This window comes from Flavobacterium panacagri (genome assembly GCF_030378165.1).
GTDB lineage: Bacteria > Bacteroidota > Bacteroidia > Flavobacteriales > Flavobacteriaceae > Flavobacterium > Flavobacterium panacagri.
In genome coordinates, this window is the sequence record NZ_CP119766.1 from 3,187,177 (window position 1) to 3,206,313 (window position 19,137).

General features: G+C 33.4%; 21 protein-coding genes. 7 read left to right on the forward strand and 14 right to left on the reverse strand.

All coding sequences use genetic code 11. The annotated features are described in order from the left end of the window. Nucleotides 1–7: 7 nt before the first annotated feature. The gene (rsfS, locus tag P2W65_RS14090) at nt 8–379 is read right to left on the reverse strand and encodes a ribosome silencing factor (RefSeq protein ID WP_007809313.1); all 372 of its coding nucleotides are present in this window, start codon (nt 377–379) and stop codon (nt 8–10) included. Between the two features lie 95 nt (nt 380–474). Here rsfS and P2W65_RS14095 point away from each other — a divergent pair, with 95 nt between their 5' ends. After that, nucleotides 475–1,203, forward strand: coding sequence for a biotin--[acetyl-CoA-carboxylase] ligase (locus tag P2W65_RS14095; protein ID WP_289658252.1), 729 nt, complete (start codon nt 475–477; stop codon nt 1,201–1,203). Between the two features lie 310 nt (nt 1,204–1,513). Here P2W65_RS14095 and P2W65_RS14100 read toward each other — a convergent pair whose 3' ends face one another. Beyond that, nucleotides 1,514–1,906, reverse strand: coding sequence for an SRPBCC family protein (locus tag P2W65_RS14100; protein ID WP_289658254.1), 393 nt, complete (start codon nt 1,904–1,906; stop codon nt 1,514–1,516). Nucleotides 1,907–2,079: 173 nt separating this feature from the next. Beyond that, nucleotides 2,080–2,724 (reverse strand): orotate phosphoribosyltransferase, encoded by a 645-nt coding sequence (pyrE, locus tag P2W65_RS14105; RefSeq protein ID WP_071637185.1) that lies wholly within the window; start codon nt 2,722–2,724, stop codon nt 2,080–2,082. 7 nt (nt 2,725–2,731) lie between these two features. Here pyrE and P2W65_RS14110 point away from each other — a divergent pair, with 7 nt between their 5' ends. Beyond that, nucleotides 2,732–3,370 (forward strand): NUDIX hydrolase, encoded by a 639-nt coding sequence (locus P2W65_RS14110; protein WP_289658258.1) that lies wholly within the window; start codon nt 2,732–2,734, stop codon nt 3,368–3,370. Nucleotides 3,371–3,536: 166 nt separating this feature from the next. On the opposite strand, the gene P2W65_RS14115 is transcribed toward P2W65_RS14110, so the two are convergent. Then, nucleotides 3,537–4,280, reverse strand: a complete 744-nt coding sequence (locus P2W65_RS14115; protein WP_289658260.1) for a DUF6882 domain-containing protein — start codon at nt 4,278–4,280, stop codon at nt 3,537–3,539. Between the two features lie 185 nt (nt 4,281–4,465). On the opposite strand from P2W65_RS14115, the gene P2W65_RS14120 reads away from it, so the two are divergent. Continuing rightward, nucleotides 4,466–4,885 carry a helix-turn-helix domain-containing protein gene (locus P2W65_RS14120; RefSeq protein WP_289658262.1) on the forward strand — a complete coding sequence of 140 codons (420 nt, stop codon included), beginning with the start codon at nt 4,466–4,468 and terminating at the stop codon, nt 4,883–4,885. A gap of 79 nt (nt 4,886–4,964) precedes the next feature. Here P2W65_RS14120 and P2W65_RS14125 read toward each other — a convergent pair whose 3' ends face one another. Together P2W65_RS14125 and P2W65_RS14130 are read right to left on the reverse strand one after the other, a co-directional pair. Next, entirely contained in the window at nt 4,965–6,086 is a 1,122-nt protein-coding gene (locus P2W65_RS14125; RefSeq protein ID WP_289658264.1) for a DUF4236 domain-containing protein, read from the reverse strand. A 239-nt stretch (nt 6,087–6,325) separates the two neighbouring features. Beyond that, a complete protein-coding gene (locus P2W65_RS14130; RefSeq protein ID WP_289658266.1) occupies nt 6,326–8,053 on the reverse strand; it encodes a M14 family metallopeptidase in 1,728 nt (575 codons plus the stop codon). A gap of 240 nt (nt 8,054–8,293) precedes the next feature. Here P2W65_RS14130 and P2W65_RS14135 point away from each other — a divergent pair, with 240 nt between their 5' ends. Further along, nucleotides 8,294–9,658, forward strand: a complete 1,365-nt coding sequence (locus tag P2W65_RS14135) for a DEAD/DEAH box helicase (RefSeq protein ID WP_289658268.1) — start codon at nt 8,294–8,296, stop codon at nt 9,656–9,658. 187 nt (nt 9,659–9,845) lie between these two features. Beyond that, nucleotides 9,846–10,292, forward strand: coding sequence for a hypothetical protein (locus P2W65_RS14140; RefSeq protein WP_289658270.1), 447 nt, complete (start codon nt 9,846–9,848; stop codon nt 10,290–10,292). Between the two features lie 261 nt (nt 10,293–10,553). On the opposite strand, the gene P2W65_RS14145 is transcribed toward P2W65_RS14140, so the two are convergent. The 5 genes from P2W65_RS14145 to P2W65_RS14165 form a co-directional block, all read right to left on the reverse strand. Beyond that, nucleotides 10,554–11,132, reverse strand: a complete 579-nt coding sequence (locus tag P2W65_RS14145; protein ID WP_289658272.1) for a PhnA domain-containing protein — start codon at nt 11,130–11,132, stop codon at nt 10,554–10,556. Between the two features lie 150 nt (nt 11,133–11,282). After that, nucleotides 11,283–11,744: a pantetheine-phosphate adenylyltransferase gene (gene coaD / locus P2W65_RS14150; protein WP_091491061.1), complete on the reverse strand. Its 462-nt coding sequence runs from the start codon at nt 11,742–11,744 to the stop codon at nt 11,283–11,285. A gap of 115 nt (nt 11,745–11,859) precedes the next feature. Then, nucleotides 11,860–12,552, reverse strand: a complete 693-nt coding sequence (locus P2W65_RS14155; RefSeq protein WP_289658276.1) for a DUF421 domain-containing protein — start codon at nt 12,550–12,552, stop codon at nt 11,860–11,862. 45 nt (nt 12,553–12,597) lie between these two features. After that, on the reverse strand, nt 12,598–13,251 hold the full coding sequence (locus tag P2W65_RS14160) for a hypothetical protein (protein ID WP_289658278.1): 654 nt from the start codon (nt 13,249–13,251) through the stop codon (nt 12,598–12,600). 99 nt (nt 13,252–13,350) lie between these two features. Beyond that, nucleotides 13,351–14,322, reverse strand: a complete 972-nt coding sequence (locus tag P2W65_RS14165) for a D-alanine--D-alanine ligase (protein WP_289658281.1) — start codon at nt 14,320–14,322, stop codon at nt 13,351–13,353. 337 nt (nt 14,323–14,659) lie between these two features. On the opposite strand from P2W65_RS14165, the gene P2W65_RS14170 reads away from it, so the two are divergent. Beyond that, nucleotides 14,660–15,277, forward strand: a complete 618-nt coding sequence (locus tag P2W65_RS14170) for a PASTA domain-containing protein (protein ID WP_289658283.1) — start codon at nt 14,660–14,662, stop codon at nt 15,275–15,277. Next, nucleotides 15,267–16,310: an RluA family pseudouridine synthase gene (locus tag P2W65_RS14175; RefSeq protein WP_289658285.1), complete on the forward strand. Its 1,044-nt coding sequence runs from the start codon at nt 15,267–15,269 to the stop codon at nt 16,308–16,310. Before P2W65_RS14170 ends, P2W65_RS14175 begins: the two co-directional genes overlap by 11 nt. A gap of 100 nt (nt 16,311–16,410) precedes the next feature. Here the strand turns inward: P2W65_RS14175 and P2W65_RS14180 are convergent, their stop codons facing one another. The 3 genes from P2W65_RS14180 to P2W65_RS14190 are packed head-to-tail and all read right to left on the reverse strand — an operon-like array spanning nt 16,411 to nt 19,132. After that, nucleotides 16,411–17,022: a hypothetical protein gene (locus P2W65_RS14180; protein WP_289658287.1), complete on the reverse strand. Its 612-nt coding sequence runs from the start codon at nt 17,020–17,022 to the stop codon at nt 16,411–16,413. Between the two features lie 17 nt (nt 17,023–17,039). Next, nucleotides 17,040–18,263, reverse strand: a complete 1,224-nt coding sequence (locus tag P2W65_RS14185; protein WP_289658289.1) for an ATP-binding cassette domain-containing protein — start codon at nt 18,261–18,263, stop codon at nt 17,040–17,042. A gap of 17 nt (nt 18,264–18,280) precedes the next feature. Next, on the reverse strand, nt 18,281–19,132 hold the full coding sequence (locus tag P2W65_RS14190) for a sulfurtransferase (RefSeq protein WP_289658291.1): 852 nt from the start codon (nt 19,130–19,132) through the stop codon (nt 18,281–18,283). Between the last annotated feature and the right edge of the window lie 5 nt (nt 19,133–19,137).

A 19,137-nucleotide genomic window follows, 5' to 3' on the forward strand; every position in this document is an offset into this window, starting at 1 on the left:
AGTTTCTTTAGTATTTGTTCTCGATTGTAGTTATTTTGGCATCGCCCCAAAGGCTTTCGATGTTGTAATACTCGCGGATATGCTTTTGGAAAACGTGTACAACAATGTGTACATAATCCATTAAAACCCATTCTGCGTTATCTGTTCCTTCTACGTGCCAAGGTTTATCTTTTAAGTCTTTTGATACTGTTTTTTGAATTGAGTTTACGATGGCGTTAACTTGGGTATTTGAGCTACCGTTGCAAATTACAAAATAGTCGCACACAGCAGTATCTATCTCTCTTAAGTCAAGAATATCGATATCATTTCCTTTTACTTCCTCAATCCCTTTGATTATGTTCGCCAGTAGAACATCATTATTAATCGTCTTTTTCGCCATGAATTATTTTATATGTGAATTTGTAAAGTTACCAAATTTTGTGATTATTTTTGATCCTTAACAAAATATTAAATTAAGTTATTCAAATTATTTTAATGAAACTAATCAAACTCGATGCCATAGATTCAACAAATGATTTCCTGAAAGCCTTATCAAGTCAGGATGAACTGGAGAATTTCACAACGGTAACAGCTGAAAATCAGACAAAAGGAAAAGGCCAAATGGGTGGGAAGTGGAAGGCTGAAGCTGGTAAAAACTTAATTATGAGTGTATTGGTGAAGGATTTTCTGTTTGACAATGAAAAGGTTTTTGATTTGAGTGTTGTGGTTTCTTTAGCTGTCAGTGAAGTCTTAAAATTTTTAAATATTCCTGATATCTGTATAAAATGGCCAAACGACATTCTGTCATATAATAAGAAATTAGTTGGCATATTAATCGAAAACACCATAAAAAGCGATGGCAGGATCGTGTCAGTTGTTGGAATCGGAATCAATGTCAACCAAACTAATTATAGTGAATTACCAAATGCGTCTTCCCTTGCTGTAATTTCTGGTAAATTTTTTGAAAAAGAAGAGATTGCTTTTCTGATTGTAGAAAAAATAAAAGAAAATATCGCACTATGGCAGACTTCTTCTTCAATTTTATGGGATCAGTATTTTAATTCTTTATTTAAAAAAGGAATTCCAATGCCTTTTAAAAACTTAAATGATCAAAATTTTATGGGAATCATTCAAGGCGTTTCTCCTATTGGAAAACTGCAGGTTTTGTTAGAAGATGATTCTATTGCAGAGTTTGAGATTAAGGAGGTAAAGATGCTTTACTAAGAGTTACAAAGGGACAGAGAAACAAAGTTACAAAGGTTTTCTGTAGATACTCACTACAATGCGGTTAATGTATTTATGTAATCTCGCAAAGGCGATAAGTTGTAAAGTTCTATAAATTAATCTGTATAAATCTTTTTAAATCTGCGTGAAAATTCTGTGTGTTTGCGGGGAATAAATCTGCTCAATCTGCTTAATCTGCGAGAGAAAAAACTCTTTGCCTTAGCGCCTTTGTGGCAATTAAGGCAAAAAAAAGCCCGATCTTTAAATCAGGCTTTCAATGTTATAATTCGCAATTAATAATTTAGTATTATTAAAGTTTGTTCATATTGTTTGCTAAAGTTTCAATAAACTTGCCAATAGGCCCTTTAACCATCATGGCCATCATAGCGTTGAATTCACCTTCAAAAAACAATTGAACAGCACTTTCTGAATCAGAAACACTATCAATATTTGAAGTCAACGTAAACGGAAGTTTATCACTTGCAGCACCCAAAACAATTTTATTTGGAGCTACTTTGGCTTTCATTTTTAATTTGATTTCAGGCATTCCTTTTAATCCAAAAATAAAAGAGTCTTCACCAGTCACTTCAAATTTAGCAATGTTATCCGGCATTAATTTTTCAAAATTCTTAACATCAGTCAATTGATCGAATAAATCTTGAGCTGATTTCTGAACAGTAACTTTTGGACTTTCTAAGTTCATATTGTTTTTTGTTTTTTTATTTTTTACCGCAAATGCTTTACCGCAAATGTTTTTTTACCGCAAAGGACGCAAGGTCTTTTTTGTTTTACTTTGACTTTATTTAAGTTCGCAAAGCTGAAACTTTGAAATAAATTCCAAAATAAGAGCAGTGCTACTTTTAGAAAATCTAAAATCTATTCCTGTCCCCACGTTGATGGACTTTCGTTCCATTCCAGTAAAGTCGATTGCTGATCTTCTGTAATGTATTGTTTTTGAACTGCTAAGTCTAATAAGTTTTCGTAGTTGCTTAAAGTAAATAAATCAATATTTGCTTCTTTGAAATTTTCTTCTGCAACACCAAAACCGTAAGTAAAAATAGCTGCCATTCCTTTAATGTTTGCACCCTCGCTTCTTAAAGCTTCCACAGCCATCAAACTGCTTTTTCCTGTGCTGATTAAATCTTCAACAACAACAACATTTTGTCCTTTTTGTAAAAAACCTTCTACTTGGTTTTGTCTACCATGTTTTTTTGGCTCTGGACGTACATATACGAACGGAAGACCTAAACTTTCGGCAACCAAAATTCCAACTCCAATGGCTCCAGTAGCGACACCAGCGATTACATCAGGTTTTCCAAATTGTTTTTCGATGTTTTTGGCAAATTCATCACGAACATAGTTTCTGATGCTCGGAAATGAAAGAATTAACCTATTATCACAGTAAATAGGAGATTTCCAACCAGAAGCCCATGTAAAAGGATTTTCGGGATTCAATTTAATTGCATTTATTTGCAAAAGCAATTCGGCTGTTTTTTCGGCAGTATCTTTATTAAAAATCATAGTACAAATGTATAAAGTTTTTGTAAACGACAAACCACTTTTTTTGACAAATGAAATCTCGAAAGAAACAGATTTCCAATTGTTCTTGTTGGAGAGTATTGATATCGAACAGCTTATCATAAAAATTTTTCAAAATAAAATTCAAAAAGCCATTCTATATCATCCCGACGAAAGTGAAATGATGAAAACCCTTAAAGCTAAAATTCCCGTGAATAAAGCGGGTGGAGGCTTTGTCTACAATAAGAAAGGCGAGGTTCTGTTTATCTTTAGAAACGGAAAATGGGACTTGCCAAAAGGCGGTATCGAAAAAGGGGAAGACATCGAAGCGACGGCTATGCGTGAGGTAGAGGAGGAGACAGGAGTAAACCAGCTTCGTATTACGAATAAACTTCAAAAAACCTATCATATCTTCAAACGCAACGGAAAATACAAATTAAAAATCACGCATTGGTTCGAAATGTTTTCTGATTTTGAAGGAACACCACACGGTCAAATCGAAGAAGGAATCGAAAAAGTAGCGTGGTTAAACCCAGAACAAATCAAAGAAGCACTTAAAAACTCCTACGAAAACATTAAATTGTTATTCGAAGAAGATAAAAAAGTTCCAGTAGATTTCAAGACCAAAAAAGAAAACTTAGAATCTTAGTCCTCAGCATCTTTAAAATAAGGGCGTGCCACCAATAAAAAAAAGACCTAATCAACTTTGCGTTCATTGGGTCTTTTTTTTATTGCTGTCGGGCTATCCGCGCTACTTCGGTAGCCAGCTTCTATCCCTCACGCGGGCAATCGGTTCTAAAAGATTGTTTAGAATCTTAAGAATTATTACCGTTCAGATTTGTCAAAAGATTATCTTCATTAAAAATAGCATTAATTACATTTCCATTTTTTGCTGCTTTAACTTCATTTCCATTCGAAGTCAATTCGTAACCTTTTTGAGAAAGATAATGGGTAAAAGCATTTTTATGATTCTGAATTTCAAATGTCGAAATCAATTCTGGGAAAACCGTTAAAATTCTAGAGAATTCCTCACTTTCAACATTGTCAATTGCATCAGATTTAATCGTAACCACCATGGTTCCCTGACCATAATTTCCAAGATAATAACCGCTTCCATCAAACATTTCAGTGGCAATCATTCCAATCAAATGTAAATCATTAGGAACAGCGTCGAATTTGCCAACAGTCAATAAATCGATATTATTTTCTTCTCCATATTGTTTTAATAAAAGCGCCTGTTTCATAACAGATTCTGCATAACCGCCCGCTTTATTTTCCCAAAGCCAAAGCCAGGTTTCAGAAGAATGCGAAAAAGAACCCAGAACCTGCATTGGAAAAGTGAGATTATCTCCAAAAGTTATTTCTTCGGCATCCATATTAACATTCCAGGAAAGCCCGCCTGTTATTTCAAAAAGATTTCTTTGTTTTTCTAAAGCCAAAGCGCCATATTTTTCTAAAAAATCATTCTCAGACACAAAATGTTTACCGCCATTTTGCTGCTTGTTAGTTGATTCAGTATTTTCTTCTTTCTTTTTAAAAAGATTATTAAATAGTCCCATTTTTTTATGATTTTTTAGAATTTTAAAATTGATGTTTTCAAATATAGGACTTTTAATATAAGTCAGAAAAACATTAATTAAATTAAAACCATTAATTAGTCTGGCACTTTTATACAATTTTATGTTTTTAGCTATTTCATGTGGCAAAAATCGTATTTTTGTTTAACAAGTAATACTTTTGAATTATGAGCACATTTGCAAAACCAAGCCATATAGGAAGAAAAATAAGCCGTATTCGTGAACTTCGTGATATGAAGCAAGAAGCTTTGGCTCAGGCTTTAGGAACAAACCAACAGGCTATATCTGCTTTAGAAAACAGCGAAACGATTGATGATGAAAAGCTAAAACAAATTGCAAAAGCTCTAGGAGTAAGTGTTGAAGCTCTTAAGAATTTTTCAGACGAAGCGGCAATTAATTATTTCAATAATTTTTATGATAATAGTGCGCAAGGACAAATATTAAATAACTCTTGCAGTAATCTTACTTTTAATCCTTTGGAAAAGTTGATTGAAGTTTACGAAGAAAATAAAAAGCTTTACGAACGTTTGATTCAGGCTGAAAAAGATAAAGTGGAGTATTTAGAGAAGATATTGAAGGATAAATAAGTTTTTTTGTTCTTTCTGGAATTTAAAAAAGCCTAATAAATTTGTTTTTATTAGGCTTTTTGATTTGGTTTATTTGAAATTAATTAAGATGTTTTAAAGACTTTATTGTCGATTGGTAATCTCTAAAGGCTTTGCCAAACTCTTCGGTAAATTCATAATTACTAAATTCGTATTCTTCATTTAATCCAGTATTTGTTCTAAGTTTAATTTCTCCATAACGTACTACAGGAATTTGATAATTTCCTTTAAATCTTTTGTCGGGCGTTCCATTTTTATTAACTTTTGCCCAAGTTCGATCAATTATTTTAGAGTCTTTAGGAATAGAACCGGTTTCAGTAAATCTTACAAAGCTTTGACTAAAAATTAGTTCATCAATTCCAATTAAAGCAAAATTTGTATTGTTAGAATACATAACGATAAAACTTGGATAGAAATATAAATCTGCACCATTGGCATTCTGAAAATATAGAGCATTAAAATCTGATTTTACATCTGGAAGCGATTTTATGGCAAATCGAACATCTCGCTTCCTTACTAAAGTACTTGCAGAAGATCTGGTCGCAACTCTATCCTGATAATGTGCGCTTGTAACATCCCAAATTTTTTGAGAAGTTATTAATTTCTTAAACGCTTCTACAAGAACTTTATACTGATTCATAATTTCCGCATCAAATTCTATATCAAGTTTAACAAAACTATTTGCTATTTGTGCTTTTGTTTGAGTTACAACTTCTTTCTTTGTTTGTATATCTATTTTGATATTTTGAGGAATATTTTTTTTAACTAAGCCATAAACTAAAAGATAGCTTAAGCCAAGTTTTAATTTTGAAGTTTTCAGTGAAGTTTGGATTTTTAGTAAATCTTTTTTTAAGTCTTTTCTTTGTTGATTTGCTAAAATGATTGCTTCTTTAATTCCTTGCATATTCTGACTTGTAATTTCATGAATATCAGAACTGAAAATATTATTGGAGAGTTCTAATGTTTCATTGTAGATTTCTGCATTAAAATTTGAATTTGATGAAGACAATCTTTGTCTGTTGGTAATTCCTAATACTGGAATACTGGTATTTAAATAACTTCCAGAACTTCCAAAAGTCATATTTGCTCCTCTAACGCCTATTGAGGTTGAAATACCCTTTTTGCTAACATTAAGATGAACTCCCGGAATAATTTTAATACGTTTACGAAAACTCCAAGCCATAATTTTTTACTTTTTGAATTAATGAATATTCAAAAATATAAACATGCAATGTGGGAAAATTACGGAAATCCATAATCTATAATAGAAGCTTGAATTTTAAATCACTTATCAATTTTGATATTCAACTTTGACAACGATTTAAACGCACAGCTTTGCGTTCTTATCGCAAACAAAACCCAATTAAATAAAAAAAACTTAGTGCACTTTGCGTTAAAAAAAAAATCAGACATAAAAAAAATCTACAAAACACGATAAACAGGATACTGCAAATGCGCCTTTTCATAATAAACAGAATGTTTGTAAATCCAATCCAACTGCGCTTCTGAATTTTTAGCAAAAGAAGAATCGTTTTGTTTTTTAGCTTCTAATTCTGCTTTTAGAGACGGGTTTTCTTTTAAAAGTTGTCCAGCCGTATCTTCAAAAATATATTCAGAATAATGTTCTTTTTGCTGTAAAATAGGATCGAAGAAATTCCAGTTAAAGAACGAATCAACACCTTCTGGCTCAAAAGCTTCTACAAGATATTTTACACCTTTTTGGTTGGTTGGAACAATGTAATCTCCTTTGGCGAAAGCCATTTTAACGATTTTAGAGGTTACGGTTGTGTTTCTATGTAAATAATGTCCTTCATAAGCAGATGGAACGGTTTTAAAATCGGCAATTCTATAACTTTCGACTTCTATAATCGTGTCGTTTTGAATTGGTTTAAATGAGATATTATTGTTTTTCAAAAGGTCAATAATATTCCAATAACCTCTTGGAATAATATAAGCCGTTGGAATCACCACTTCTTTAACCGATTTAAATTCTTTGATGTACGGAACGTCTTTTTTATACGGTTTTGTTCTGTCGTAATACAAACGATTTCCGGTTGTGGCTTCGCTTTTTTTGTAACCCGCTTCATATCCTAAAAACGAAAAAGTGGTTGCTTTTGTGCTGTCCAATTCCCATTTTAAAGTGTATGCTTTTTTAGGTTGGTATTGCTCTAAATTCTTTATTCTTAAATCTTTTATCTTTAAATAATTCGCATCAGTAAAATCCAAAGTCGATTTCATGTATTCGTATGTCATTTTAACACGTTCGGCATATTTTTTCAGCATGTGCGTTTCGACCACAAAACCAATCGTATTGAACAGCGAAGTATAACCCGTTGTATATCGCGGACTGTCTACAAACTGCCCAAAACCTTTGTCTGGTGTATCTTTAAACGAATCGACATAAGGCGTAGTTTCAATTTTCTTTTTCTGAAGATCTTTTACCAAAGCTGGCATCATTTCGTTATTCATAAAATCTCCCAAAACTGTTCCAAGTTTGTTGTGCTGCGTCATGATGTATGTCAGTTTATATTGATAATCAGAACCGTTGCTCACATGATTATCAATAAAAACATCGGCATTTATTTTCTGGAAAATCTCCACAAAACTCTTAGTATTTCGTGTGTCCGATTTCATCATATCACGATTCAAATCATAGTTTCTCGCATTTCCTCTAAAACCATAAACTTCAGGGCCATCCTGATTGGCGCGTGTTGTCGAATTTCGGTTTAAAGCCCCGCCAATATTATAAACAGGAATCGTAACCAAAACAGTGTTTTTTGGTGCTTTCATTTTTCCTGTTGCCAAATCTCTGTAAAACTGCATAGTAGCATCGATTCCGTCAGGTTCTCCTGCATGGATTCCGTTATTGACAAATAGAACTGCTTTTGTTTTTTGTATTTTATCAAAATCAAATTCTTTGTCAGGATTAAAGGTAATCATGTGCAAAGGTTCGCCAGAATCGGTCAGTCCCATTTCTTTCATTTGAATGGTTGGAAAATCATTCGCCAGCATTTTAAAATAAGCAATCGTTTCAGCGTATGAAGCCGATTGATTTCCGTTTCCTTTCTCAAAAAAAGTATCGTATTTTTTATTATTCTGAGCGAAAATAGCAATGCTGAAAAGCGAAAGGAGAAATGTGAAAAGTTTCATGATTTTGATTTTAATGCGAATCAAATATAAGTTTTTTACTTCAAGTTTCAGGTTTCAAGTGGATATGCTTTGAAGTTATTTTTCTCTCGCAGATTTTGCAGATTTTGCGGATTTTTTATTTTAATATTTAGGATTTAATCTGCTTAATCTGCAAAATCTGCGGGAAACAAAATTAAACAGCATTCAAATCTGAACATTAAAAACTGTAAACTGCCAACTATTTTTCTCTACTTTTGCAGAATGAATAAAAAACACCATTCCAACGATATACTTTCGAATTTAGGCATTGAAAACCTAAACGAAATGCAGGAAACTGCAAAAGAGGTCATTCTTCACGATAATAACACTTTATTACTTTCTCCAACAGGATCTGGAAAAACATTAGCATTTTTACTTCCCGTTTTAGAATTATTACAGCCTGAAATCTTATCGGTTCAATGTTTGATTTTGGTTCCGTCGCGTGAATTGGGGCTTCAGATTGAACAAGTTTGGAAGAAAATGGGAACGCAGTACAAAGTCAATATTTGTTACGGCGGCCATTCGATTGAAACCGAAATGAAAAACTTAAGCAATCCGCCGGCAGTTTTAATTGGAACGCCTGGAAGAATTGCAGATCATATAGACAGAGAAACTTTTAGAACAGATAAAATTCAGACTTTAATTTTAGACGAGTTTGATAAATCGCTTCAATTAGGGTTTCACGAACAAATGTCTTTCATTATTGGGAGATTACCGAAAGTGAATAAAAGAGTTTTGGTTTCGGCAACTTCAGATATTGAGATTCCAAAATATACACGAGTTGTAAACCCAACCGTTTTGGATTTTATTCCAGAAGAAGAGGAAAAAGAAAACCTTTCGATGAAAATGGTGCTTTCGCCAGCCAAAGATAAATTACAGAGTTTGTTCAATTTGATTTGTTCTTTACAATCAGAATCGGCTATTATTTTCTGTAATCACCGAGATGCTGCAGAACGTATCAGCGATACTTTAAACGAAAAAGGAATCTATTCGGTTTATTATCACGGCGGCATGGATCAGGATGAACGTGAAAGAGCTTTAATTCAGTTTAGAAACGGAAGCGTTACCTATTTGGTTACAACAGATTTGGCGGCCAGAGGATTGGATATTCCGGAAATGAAACACGTTATTCATTATCATCTGCCTTTAAAAGAAGACGAGTTTACGCATCGTAACGGTCGGACAGCCCGTATGCAGGCAACAGGAACGGCCTATATTATCATTCACGAAAGTGAAAAACAATTCGATTACATTGATTATGAAATGGAGGTTTTAGATGTTGAAGGAAATGTTTCATTGCCAAAACCACCGCAATTTCAAACGATCTACATCAGTGGCGGAAAGAAAACGAAACTAAATAAATTTGATATTGTAGGTTTCTTTTCGCAAAAAGGAAAACTAGAAAAAGACGATTTAGGTTTAATTGAAGTAAAAGATTTTGTTTCGTTTGCAGCGGTTAAATACAATAAAGTAAAAGACCTTTTGAAAAACATCAAAGAGGAGAAAATGAAAGGCAAGAAGTTTAAAATCGAAGTTGCCCGAAATGTGATCAAGAAAGCAGAGGAGGAGAAAAGAGGAAAGTACTGATTTGTAGTTACAATAGCTATCGGAATCGGAATTTAGATTTTTAAAATTTATCTATCTGTATTTCAGTATTTTATAATTGTGTAACTAAGTTTTACAATTTTATGTTAAAAAAATAATGGTTTGATAGGTGTTTTTTCAATATTTCTATGTTTTTTTGCTACAGAAAATTGTAAACCCCAAATTCATTATGAAAAACATTATTACCCTTGCTGCTATGTTCTTTAGCTTCGTTTCGTTTGCACAAGTTAAGGTTCTTGAAACTGTTCCTGTTGAGAAATTAGGGAAAGTAAACAACAATTACATTCAAAAAGTTGGAGATGAGTACACGGTGTATTACACTATTATCCAAAGTGATGAGGATTCTTCAAACCTAAGAAAATTTTCATTCAAAAACATCGATAATGCATATAACAACCTTTATAACATTATTGTTGGAGGATTTACAGCAACACCTTTGTATGATATCAAATTAGAGTTACCAAACAATTACATTTGGTTACATTATACAGGAAATGTTGTTCCAGACAAAGCAACAGTACAATTTATGGTTTCAAGCAAAGAAAGAGATGCAGATACCAACAACGTTTCTGAGCCATTCGTAAAAGACCAAATCAGTAAATTATTCCAGAAATAATTTTCTTCGAGAAATAAATATTAAAAAGCCCGTTCTGTTTTATGAACGGGCTTTTTTTATGTTTCAAGTTTTATATACTTTATGGGTAGATTTACCGCAAAGGGCGCTAAGTTTTTTTATTTGTGAGGCTTTTAAAAAGCGCAAAGTTCGCAAAGCTTTGCGTTAACAAAACCTTGCGAACTTCGCGTAAATCTTTGCGTGCTTCGCGGTTAAACTAAAATCTTAGAATCTTAGCCACTTAGAACCTCAGCATCTTTTAAATTATATCTTCTTAACGTACTGTGTAATAATCACAATCTGCTGTCCATCTACTTTTCCTTCGATATATTCAGCGTTTTCGTGGTCTAAACGAATGTTTCTCACAGCAGTTCCTTGTTTGGCAACCATGCTTGATCCTTTTACTTTAAGATCTTTAATTAAAACAACAGAATCTCCGTGTTGTAGTACTACGCCGTTGCTGTCACGGTGAACCAATTTATTTTCGTCATCTTCTCCTTCGCCTGTTGCTTTTGCCCACTCGAGAATATCTTCTTCCAGATACATCATGTCAAGCAATTCTTGAGGCCATCCTGCAGCGCGCATACGACTTAACATTCTCCAAGCTACAACTTGAACGGGAATATTTTCATTCCACATGCTGTCGTTTAGGCATCTCCAGTGATTTAAATCTACGTTGTCGGGATTTTCAATTTGGTCAATACAAGTGTTACAGGCAAATACAGATTCATCAAGGCCTCCTTTTCTAGTTGGCAGTACTTGATAAACTTTTAAATTCTCTTCAGCACCACAAAGCTCGCATTTAGCGCCACTTCGTTTGCTCAATTCTCTTTCGATACTCATTTTTTGGTGTTTATTTTGAAAATGCGAAATTACTTATAATTTGCTTCGCTTGCAAGTTTATGTTTGGGTTTGAAAATTCTTAAAAAACCGTTTGAAAGTTCTATTCTTTTGAAGCACAAAATCTATGTATTTCAAGAACCTTTTTATGTTTTATTTTTCTTTTACCCTAACGGCTTTTGGAACCAATTGTTCATATTCACCACCATGACGCAATACATCGCGTACAATGCTTGAACTGATAAAAGAGGTACTTGCGGCAGTCAACAAGAAAACGGTTTCGATTTTCGAAAGTTTTCTATTCGTATGTGCAATGGCTTTTTCGAATTCGAAATCGGCTGGGTTGCGAAGACCTCTTAAAATAAAATTGGCTTTTTCTTTTTTAGCTAAATCAATTGTTAGTCCTTCGTAGGTAATAACAGAAACTTTTGGTTCGTCTTTGAAGGTTTCTTCAATAAAGCGTTTTCTTTCTTCTAAGGAAAACATGTATTTTTTTTCGGCATTGACACCAATCGCAATTACAATTTCATCAAATAAAGGAATTCCTCTTTTGATAATGTCTTCGTGTCCAAGTGTAATAGGGTCAAATGATCCTGGGAATATAGCTTTTCGCATTTTTTTTTAGTTTCTAAGGTTCTGAGATGCTAACATTCTAAGTTTTATTAGGATTGTGCAGCATCTTATTTTTTCTTTTTTTTGGAATTTGGTATTTTATTTTTGGAATTTAAATCTACGTTATTCTTTTGGTATTGATGGAAGGAACCCATTCGTCTTTATGGCAGTCTTTACAAGTGGAAGTTCCTTTTTTTAATTTTTCAGTATTACCGCAAAAGGAACAGGAATACACTCCGTCTTCTGGAATAATTTTATTTTTTTTCTCAAAAAGCAAAGGCAGAATTGGTAATCCGTAGCCAACGTCTTTGTCTTCATAATAAAAAACACTGATTTCGCCACTGGTTTCAATAAAAGCGTGTTTTACTTGTCCTAAATGCTCAATTGATTTGATTCGTAATTCTGCGAAAAATTCGTCTTGTGCCAAAGTTTCTTTCCTAAAACTCGTTATAGAAAACTTTCCGTCGTTAATCAGACATTCGGTTTTGCCTTCTATAAATTCCTCGAATTTTTTGCTTTTTCCGGTAAGCCAAGTGACGGTTCTGTACAAAATGATTATAGTAGTAAAAACAATGGCTGCTGGAAGAATTCCAACATCTTCATAAAACATCGGATCGCCTGCTGCAGAACCTAATGCAATGATAATTACAGTTTCAAAAATGGATAATTGTTTTACACCTCGTTTTCCTGCCAGTTTTAATGTCAGTAACAAAATCGTAAACATAACAGTCGAACGAAAAATCACTTCCAGAAGAAAACTTTCTGGTAAGCTGTTAAAAAATAATCTATCCCATTCGAATATTTGGTTCATTTTTTTTGAGGTGCTAAGTTGCTAAGGTTCTGAGATACTGAGTTTTTATTTTGTGACTGGAATTTTGTATTCCGGTTTTTGTATTTCTAATGGATATTTTGCTCGCCTGATTTTTAGTATTTCATTATTTTCATAAAGCTGGATGATTGCTTTTTTTGAATAAGAAACTTTTCGATCAGAGTAGTTTTCATTTTTATCCAAATCATCTACTTCATAAGGCAGATAAGCATCAAAATCATTATGTGTTGTAAAAATACTGTCGGTTGTTATTTTGTCTATTTTCATAGTTGAATAATAACCGTTTGAGAATTTTAAATTATAGACATCTCCAACTTCTGGTTTTTTTATTAAAACAGCGGTTTCATTATTGTTCTTAATATAAACGTTTATGCTGTAAACAATAGCTAAAAATATTATAATACTTCCAGAAAACATCCAGACTGCACTTTCTAATTTTTCATTTCGTAATTTTTCTTGTGCGCCTGAAGATAAATCATCATAATCAAATAAACTTTGGCATTTATCACATTGTATATTTACATATTTTCCAACAGGAAAAAGAGGAATCGTTGTAATATGAGTATACCTTTTGTATATACTAAAATGTAGCGTATTGAAATTGCTACATTCAGGACATTTTTCATTTGAAATTATCCCGTTTTTTACATTTGAATCTCGAGTTCCAACTAGAAAGAGCATATTTTATTTAAGGTTCAGAGAGGCAAAATTTAAATTTTTCTATAAAAAAATAAGGTTCTGAAATCTTAATATCTTAGAATCTCAGAACCTTAGTATCTTTTAAGCTAAAGCTAACTCAATTGCATTTGTAAACAAATCTTCCAGAGAAATTCCTGCTGCTTTTGCTTGTTGCGGAATCAAACTTTCTGTTGTTAAACCTGGAATAGTATTCATTTCAAGCATGTGAGGTTCGTCGTTTACTATGATGAATTCACTTCTGGAGAAACCTTTCATTTTTAAAACTTCGTAAGCGCGTTTTGCTGTATCACTTACTTTTTTAGTTAATTCGTCAGAGATTCTTGCTGGCGTGATTTCTTGTGATTTTCCTTCGTACTTGGCTTCGTAATCAAAGAAATCATTGTCTGATACAATTTCGGTAATTGGTAAAACTTTGATTTCGCCTTTGTAGTTAATTACGCCGACAGAAACCTCAGTTCCGTCAAGGAAACTTTCGATGATGATTTCGTTGTCTTCTTTGTAAGCTACTTCAATAGCAATTGGAAGTTCAGCCTCAGTTTTTACTTTTGAAATTCCGAAACTTGAACCTGCTTTGTTTGGTTTTACGAAACAAGGCAATCCTACTTTTTTAACGATTTCAGTTGTATTGATTTCGTCTCCTTTGTTCAAATAATAAGAAACTGCAGTTTTGATTCCGTATGGTTTTAAAACCGATAATAAATCTCTTTTATTGAATGTTAGAGCCGATTGGTAATAATCGCAAGAAGATTGCGGCATTCCGATTAATTCAAAATAAGCCTGCATTAATCCGTCTTCACCTGGAGTTCCATGAATGGCGTTGAAAACACAGTCAAAAGTGATTTTATCGCCATTTACCGTTACAGAAAAATCATTTTTATCGATTGGGAATTCGGCATCTTTATCGTCTACATAAACCCATTTTTCTTTGAAAATATGAATTCGGAATCCGTTGTATTTTGTTTTGTCAAGATATTGATACACGACATTCCCGCTTATTAAAGATATTTTGTATTCGCTGGAATAGCCGCCCATGATGATGGCAATGTTTTTCATGTTTTTGTTTCAGGTTTTAATTTGTTTCAAGTTTCAGGTTTCAGGTTTCAAGTTTTGTTACGATTGTGAAAACTGATTGTTGAATCTTTTTTATTGAGTATATGATTTTTTAATAAATAACGTTCTTATGAAACCAAGAGTTCTAGCCCTGATAGAAGCGACATCCTTTTGTGCCGGGGTTCGGCGCAAAAGATACAGCGGATAGCAGGAAACAGCTCCAAAAAATTGAAATCAGGAATTTTAAAAAATCCAAATCCCAAAGTTCTTTGTTTTAAACAAAATTATCATTTTTTTTGAAACGAAATACTTTATCTTTGTCGCTATTAAAAATAAATTTATGAGTTTACGAAAGTATTTAACAAGCCGAGTTTTTTTCTTGCAATTGCTTGCAGCCGCAGCTATTATCGCGGTAATTGGTTATTTATTTATGCATTGGTTGACTTTTACGACCGATCACGGACACGAAATCGAGGTTCCGAATTTGTCTAAATTAACTGAGGAGCAAGTTGAAAATAAATTGGACGAATTGGATTTAGATTACGTTCTATTGGATAGTGTTGATTACAGAAGTGAATACCCAAAATATAGTGTTGTAGAACAGGATCCGCTTCCAGGAACAAAGGTTAAAGTGGGCAGAAAAATTTATATTAAAATCAATGCATCTGGATTCTCATCTGTTAAAATTCCTGATTTAATTGAAAAAACATATCGTGAGGCAGTACCAACGTTGAAAGCGTTAGGACTTGAGCCAGGAACGATTACGTATATTCCGAATCTTGGAAAAGATATGGTTTTGGAAATGCGTTTAAAAGGAAGAAACTTAAAAGTAGGAGACCGTGTTTTGAAAGCGTCTAAAATCGATTTGGTTTTAGGTGACGGAAAAGCAAGTTATGTAGATGATAGCCAGGCAGACAGTACTGCAGTGCCTGTAGAAACCCCACAAGATGAACAATAATATTGAAGAAAATTTAGATCTGGAAGACGAATTATTTGAGCATTACAGATTTGAAGTCCCAAAAGGTCAGGCGTTTTTACGTATTGACAAATATTTAATGTATTTGATTCCGAATGCCACACGAAATAAGATTCAAAACGCGGCAACTAATGGAAATATCTTTGTAAATGATATTCCGGTAAAATCAAATTACAAAGTAAAACCTCTTGATGTGATTACGGTTATGCTGTCGCATCCGCCGTTTGAAAATCATATTCTTCCTGAGGATATTCCGCTGAATATTGTGTATGAAGATGATGCTCTTTTATTGATTAATAAAGAGCCGGGAATGGTTGTACATCCAGGTCACGGAAATTATACCGGAACTTTGGTAAATGCTTTGGCGCATCATTTTGATAATCTGCCAATGAACAGCAGTGAACGTCCTGGTTTGGTGCACCGAATTGATAAGGATACTTCCGGGCTTTTGGTGGTTGCCAAAACAGAAGCTGCGATGACGCATTTGGCAAAACAGTTTGAAGCTAAAACTACTGAGCGTGAATATATCGCTTTGGTTTGGGGGAATGTTACTGAAGAAAGCGGTACTATTGAAGGAAACCTTGCCAGACATTTAAAAGACCGTATGCAAATGGCGGTTTTTGATGATCCTGAAATAGGAAAACCAGCGATTACACATTATAAAGTTTTGGAACGTTTTGGTTATGTGACTTTGATTTCTTGTAAACTGGAAACTGGAAGAACCCACCAGATTCGCGCGCACATGAAGCATATTGGACATCCGTTGTTTAATGATGAACGTTACGGTGGTCATTTAATTTTGAAAGGAACTACGTTTACGAAATACAAACAGTTTATAGAAAATTGTTTTAAAGCTTTGCCTCGTCAGGCGCTGCATGCAAAAACGCTTGGATTTGTTCATCCGAATACGGGAGAATTAATGCGTTTTGATACGGAGTTGCCAGACGATTTTAAAGAATGTATCGAAAAATGGCGTAACTATGTGAAGTCGCATAATACGGATGAAGAAAATTAAAATTGGATAATTTCTTAAACACAAATTCCACTAATTTGCACAGATTAATTTCGTGTAAATTAGTGGAATTTGTGTTTTAATTATAGTTGTTCTATTTTATTTAAATAGTTTTAATTTTTAGGTCTATTATTTTTACTTCTCCGTTGGTTATAAAACCTAATTTTCCTGTTTGGCTTAGGTTTTTATTTTCTAAAGAACATTCTAAGGAAGTTTTATTGTCTATTGAAAATAATAATTGGTTGTTTTGAACTTTAATTTTTACAGAATACCATTTGTTGTTTTGCAGTTCAATAGGTTTGCTGAAAAGGCTTTTTCCACCTCTTTTACCATATTCGTTACTGTTTATGTCATAAACACCTTTTCCAATTACGATATTTTGATCTATTTGATAAAGATAGGTCCTGATGTAATTTCCTTTTTCTAAATTCAACATGACTTCGAATAAAGATTCCTTGGTCATATTGGCTTTAAATTCTATTTCATAGTTTTTTGGCAGTTTCTTTTTTGATTCTAAAACACCCCATTCTGAAGGAGATCCAGTTCCGATAATGGTGTCATTTTTTAAAATCCATTCTTTTGAATTGATTCTCCAATCTGACTTTAATTTTGAAGATGTATTAAGAGTATATTCTTTTTTTACTGTTGAAATTGTACCTGAGCAGGAAAACAATAACAGCTGTAAAAGAAACACTATAGAAATCTGGTTTCTCATTTTAATTTATGTAAATATTATTTTAGTTGTCCAGTCGAACCTGTTTCAGCTGGTAGAAGTTCAAATACTGAAGTAGGAGCGAGGCCTTGTTCGATTCTATGTGAAACGTACAAAATAGATACGTTTGTTTCTTGTTTAATGGTATTGATTAACTGAATTACTAAATCTACGTTTTCATCATCTAAACCTTCTACAGGTTCGTCTAAGATTAATAAAGGCGGGTGTTTTAAAACGGCACGAACAATTAATCCAACTCTTTGCTGACCGATAGAAAGATCAATGAAACGTTTTTTACGTAAATGTGTCATTTCGATTACTTCCAGCCATTGCGTTACGATATTTTTTTGGTGTGTTGTAGGTTCTGTATAAAGTCCGATTTGGTCAAAGAAACCTGAAAGAATCATTTGTTCCAACGTATGTCCTTTTTGAAACAAATCCATCATTGCAGTGGTATAAATTCCGATTTGTTTTTTGATGTCCCAAACGCTTTCTCCAGTTCCTTTTTTTCTTCCGAACAAAAATAAATCCTGCCCAAAACCTTTTGGATTATCTCCTGTGATTAAGGATAAAATAGTACTTTTTCCGGAACCGTTAGGCCCAATTAACTGCCAGAATTCGCCTTGTTTGATCGTCCAGGAAATGTTGTCGAGAATCTTTCTTTCTTCATAACTTACCGAAACATTTTCTAGTCTGATTAATTCATCGTCAGGAAAAGTATGGATTTCAGTTGCTTTTGGAATTGCCGTTGTGTTTAATGTTTTGAAATGATTTTCACTTTTTACAAACGGATGCAGTTCGAATGTGTTGTCTTTGATCTGCGCTTTGTTGGGAACAAATTCCAATACATCAACTGTACGGTTTAAAAGCTGGATAATGGCAATATCATTGGTTAGATCTTTTAAAGAATCGGCTAGTATGACTCTTGAAGCCTGATCTAAATGATCAAAAGGATTATCGAAAATAATGAAATCTGGTTTTTGATTGATGCAGTATTTCAAAAACTCTTTTTTGCGTTCGCCTGAAGAAAACGTTCTTAGCTGTCTGTTTGAAGTAGTTGAAGCTTCAACGCTGTCGTATTGAAATTCTTTTTCGATGAATTTTTCGATGGCAATATCAGAAAACAGTATTCCTTTTTGAGTGTTAAAAATGGCTAATTCTCCAGTTGCTTCTCCGTTTAATATGTTGTCTATTAGCTTTTTTTTATTTACCTGATTAGATAAAAGTATATCCCAGTGTTGCATTGTAATTTTATAAAGTATTATTTATTCTCTTTTAGTGCCATTTCACGCTCGTTTCTAGACCATTCGCTCCATGATCCCACATATAATTTCGGAATTGGAAGTCCAGCGTAATCCATCGCTAATAAGGTGTGACAGGCTGTAACTCCTGATCCGCAATGTACAATTATGTTTTCGTCTTTTTTATCTCCAATTACAGATTTGTATTTTTGAGCTAATTCTTGAGAAGACTTAAAGAATCCGCTTTCATCTAAATTTTCAGTTAGCGGAATATTAACTGCTCCGGGAATATGTCCTGCAATTAAATCCAATGGTTCTGTAAGTCCGTCGAATCTGTTTTTATCCCGAACATCAATGACAAGATTTTGATCGTTTTTACGAGCTTTTTCGACTTCTTCTATACTGGCTAATGGTAACTTCCATTCTTTAATTGGGTATGTTGTTTTCTGATATGTTTCAGTTCCAGAATTTGTTGGAAAGTCATTTTGTAATGCTGCTTGGTAACCACCATTTAAAACCTGAATTTTTTCGTGTCCAGCGGCACGCATCATCCACCAGAATCTTGCAGCGAAATTAGAACCATTTTTATCATCGTAAACAATAATATGATCTGATGGCGAAATTCCTAATTTTGAAAGTGTTTCTGTAAATTGTTCTATAGTTGGCAATGGATGTCTGCCTCCATTTGCTGGATTTTCCGGAATAGAAGCCAAATCCAGATTTAGATCTACAAAACGAGCGCCTTTTAAATGCTCTTTTAGATAAACTTCAAAAGCATTTGAACCCGCTCTGGCATCAATTAAAATAATTTCAGAAAGAGTGAGCTGGCTTAATTCTTCAGCGGAAATTATTGGAGAAAGAGTAGTAGACATTTTTA

Bases quoted from the DNA above. Each gene is read 5' to 3' on its own strand.
- P2W65_RS14155 (WP_289658276.1), bottom strand. From the start codon at position 12,552: ATGAACCAAATATTCGAATGGGATAGATTATTTTTTAACAGCTTACCA.
- P2W65_RS14135 (WP_289658268.1), top strand. From the start codon at position 8,294: ATGAATAAAAAACACCATTCCAACGATATACTTTCGAATTTAGGCATT.
- P2W65_RS14175 (WP_289658285.1), top strand. From the start codon at position 15,267: ATGAACAATAATATTGAAGAAAATTTAGATCTGGAAGACGAATTATTT.
- P2W65_RS14190 (WP_289658291.1), bottom strand. From the start codon at position 19,132: ATGTCTACTACTCTTTCTCCAATAATTTCCGCTGAAGAATTAAGCCAG.
- P2W65_RS14185 (WP_289658289.1), bottom strand. From the start codon at position 18,263: ATGCAACACTGGGATATACTTTTATCTAATCAGGTAAATAAAAAAAAG.
- pyrE (WP_071637185.1), bottom strand. From the start codon at position 2,724: ATGATTTTTAATAAAGATACTGCCGAAAAAACAGCCGAATTGCTTTTG.
- P2W65_RS14140 (WP_289658270.1), top strand. From the start codon at position 9,846: ATGAAAAACATTATTACCCTTGCTGCTATGTTCTTTAGCTTCGTTTCG.
- P2W65_RS14160 (WP_289658278.1), bottom strand. From the start codon at position 13,251: ATGCTCTTTCTAGTTGGAACTCGAGATTCAAATGTAAAAAACGGGATA.
- P2W65_RS14145 (WP_289658272.1), bottom strand. From the start codon at position 11,132: ATGAGTATCGAAAGAGAATTGAGCAAACGAAGTGGCGCTAAATGCGAG.
- P2W65_RS14165 (WP_289658281.1), bottom strand. From the start codon at position 14,322: ATGAAAAACATTGCCATCATCATGGGCGGCTATTCCAGCGAATACAAA.
- P2W65_RS14115 (WP_289658260.1), bottom strand. From the start codon at position 4,280: ATGGGACTATTTAATAATCTTTTTAAAAAGAAAGAAGAAAATACTGAA.
- P2W65_RS14180 (WP_289658287.1), bottom strand. From the start codon at position 17,022: ATGAGAAACCAGATTTCTATAGTGTTTCTTTTACAGCTGTTATTGTTT.
- P2W65_RS14120 (WP_289658262.1), top strand. From the start codon at position 4,466: ATGAGCACATTTGCAAAACCAAGCCATATAGGAAGAAAAATAAGCCGT.
- P2W65_RS14125 (WP_289658264.1), bottom strand. From the start codon at position 6,086: ATGGCTTGGAGTTTTCGTAAACGTATTAAAATTATTCCGGGAGTTCAT.
- P2W65_RS14130 (WP_289658266.1), bottom strand. From the start codon at position 8,053: ATGAAACTTTTCACATTTCTCCTTTCGCTTTTCAGCATTGCTATTTTC.
- rsfS (WP_007809313.1), bottom strand. From the start codon at position 379: ATGGCGAAAAAGACGATTAATAATGATGTTCTACTGGCGAACATAATC.
- P2W65_RS14095 (WP_289658252.1), top strand. From the start codon at position 475: ATGAAACTAATCAAACTCGATGCCATAGATTCAACAAATGATTTCCTG.
- P2W65_RS14100 (WP_289658254.1), bottom strand. From the start codon at position 1,906: ATGAACTTAGAAAGTCCAAAAGTTACTGTTCAGAAATCAGCTCAAGAT.
- P2W65_RS14110 (WP_289658258.1), top strand. From the start codon at position 2,732: ATGTATAAAGTTTTTGTAAACGACAAACCACTTTTTTTGACAAATGAA.
- coaD (WP_091491061.1), bottom strand. From the start codon at position 11,744: ATGCGAAAAGCTATATTCCCAGGATCATTTGACCCTATTACACTTGGA.
- P2W65_RS14170 (WP_289658283.1), top strand. From the start codon at position 14,660: ATGAGTTTACGAAAGTATTTAACAAGCCGAGTTTTTTTCTTGCAATTG.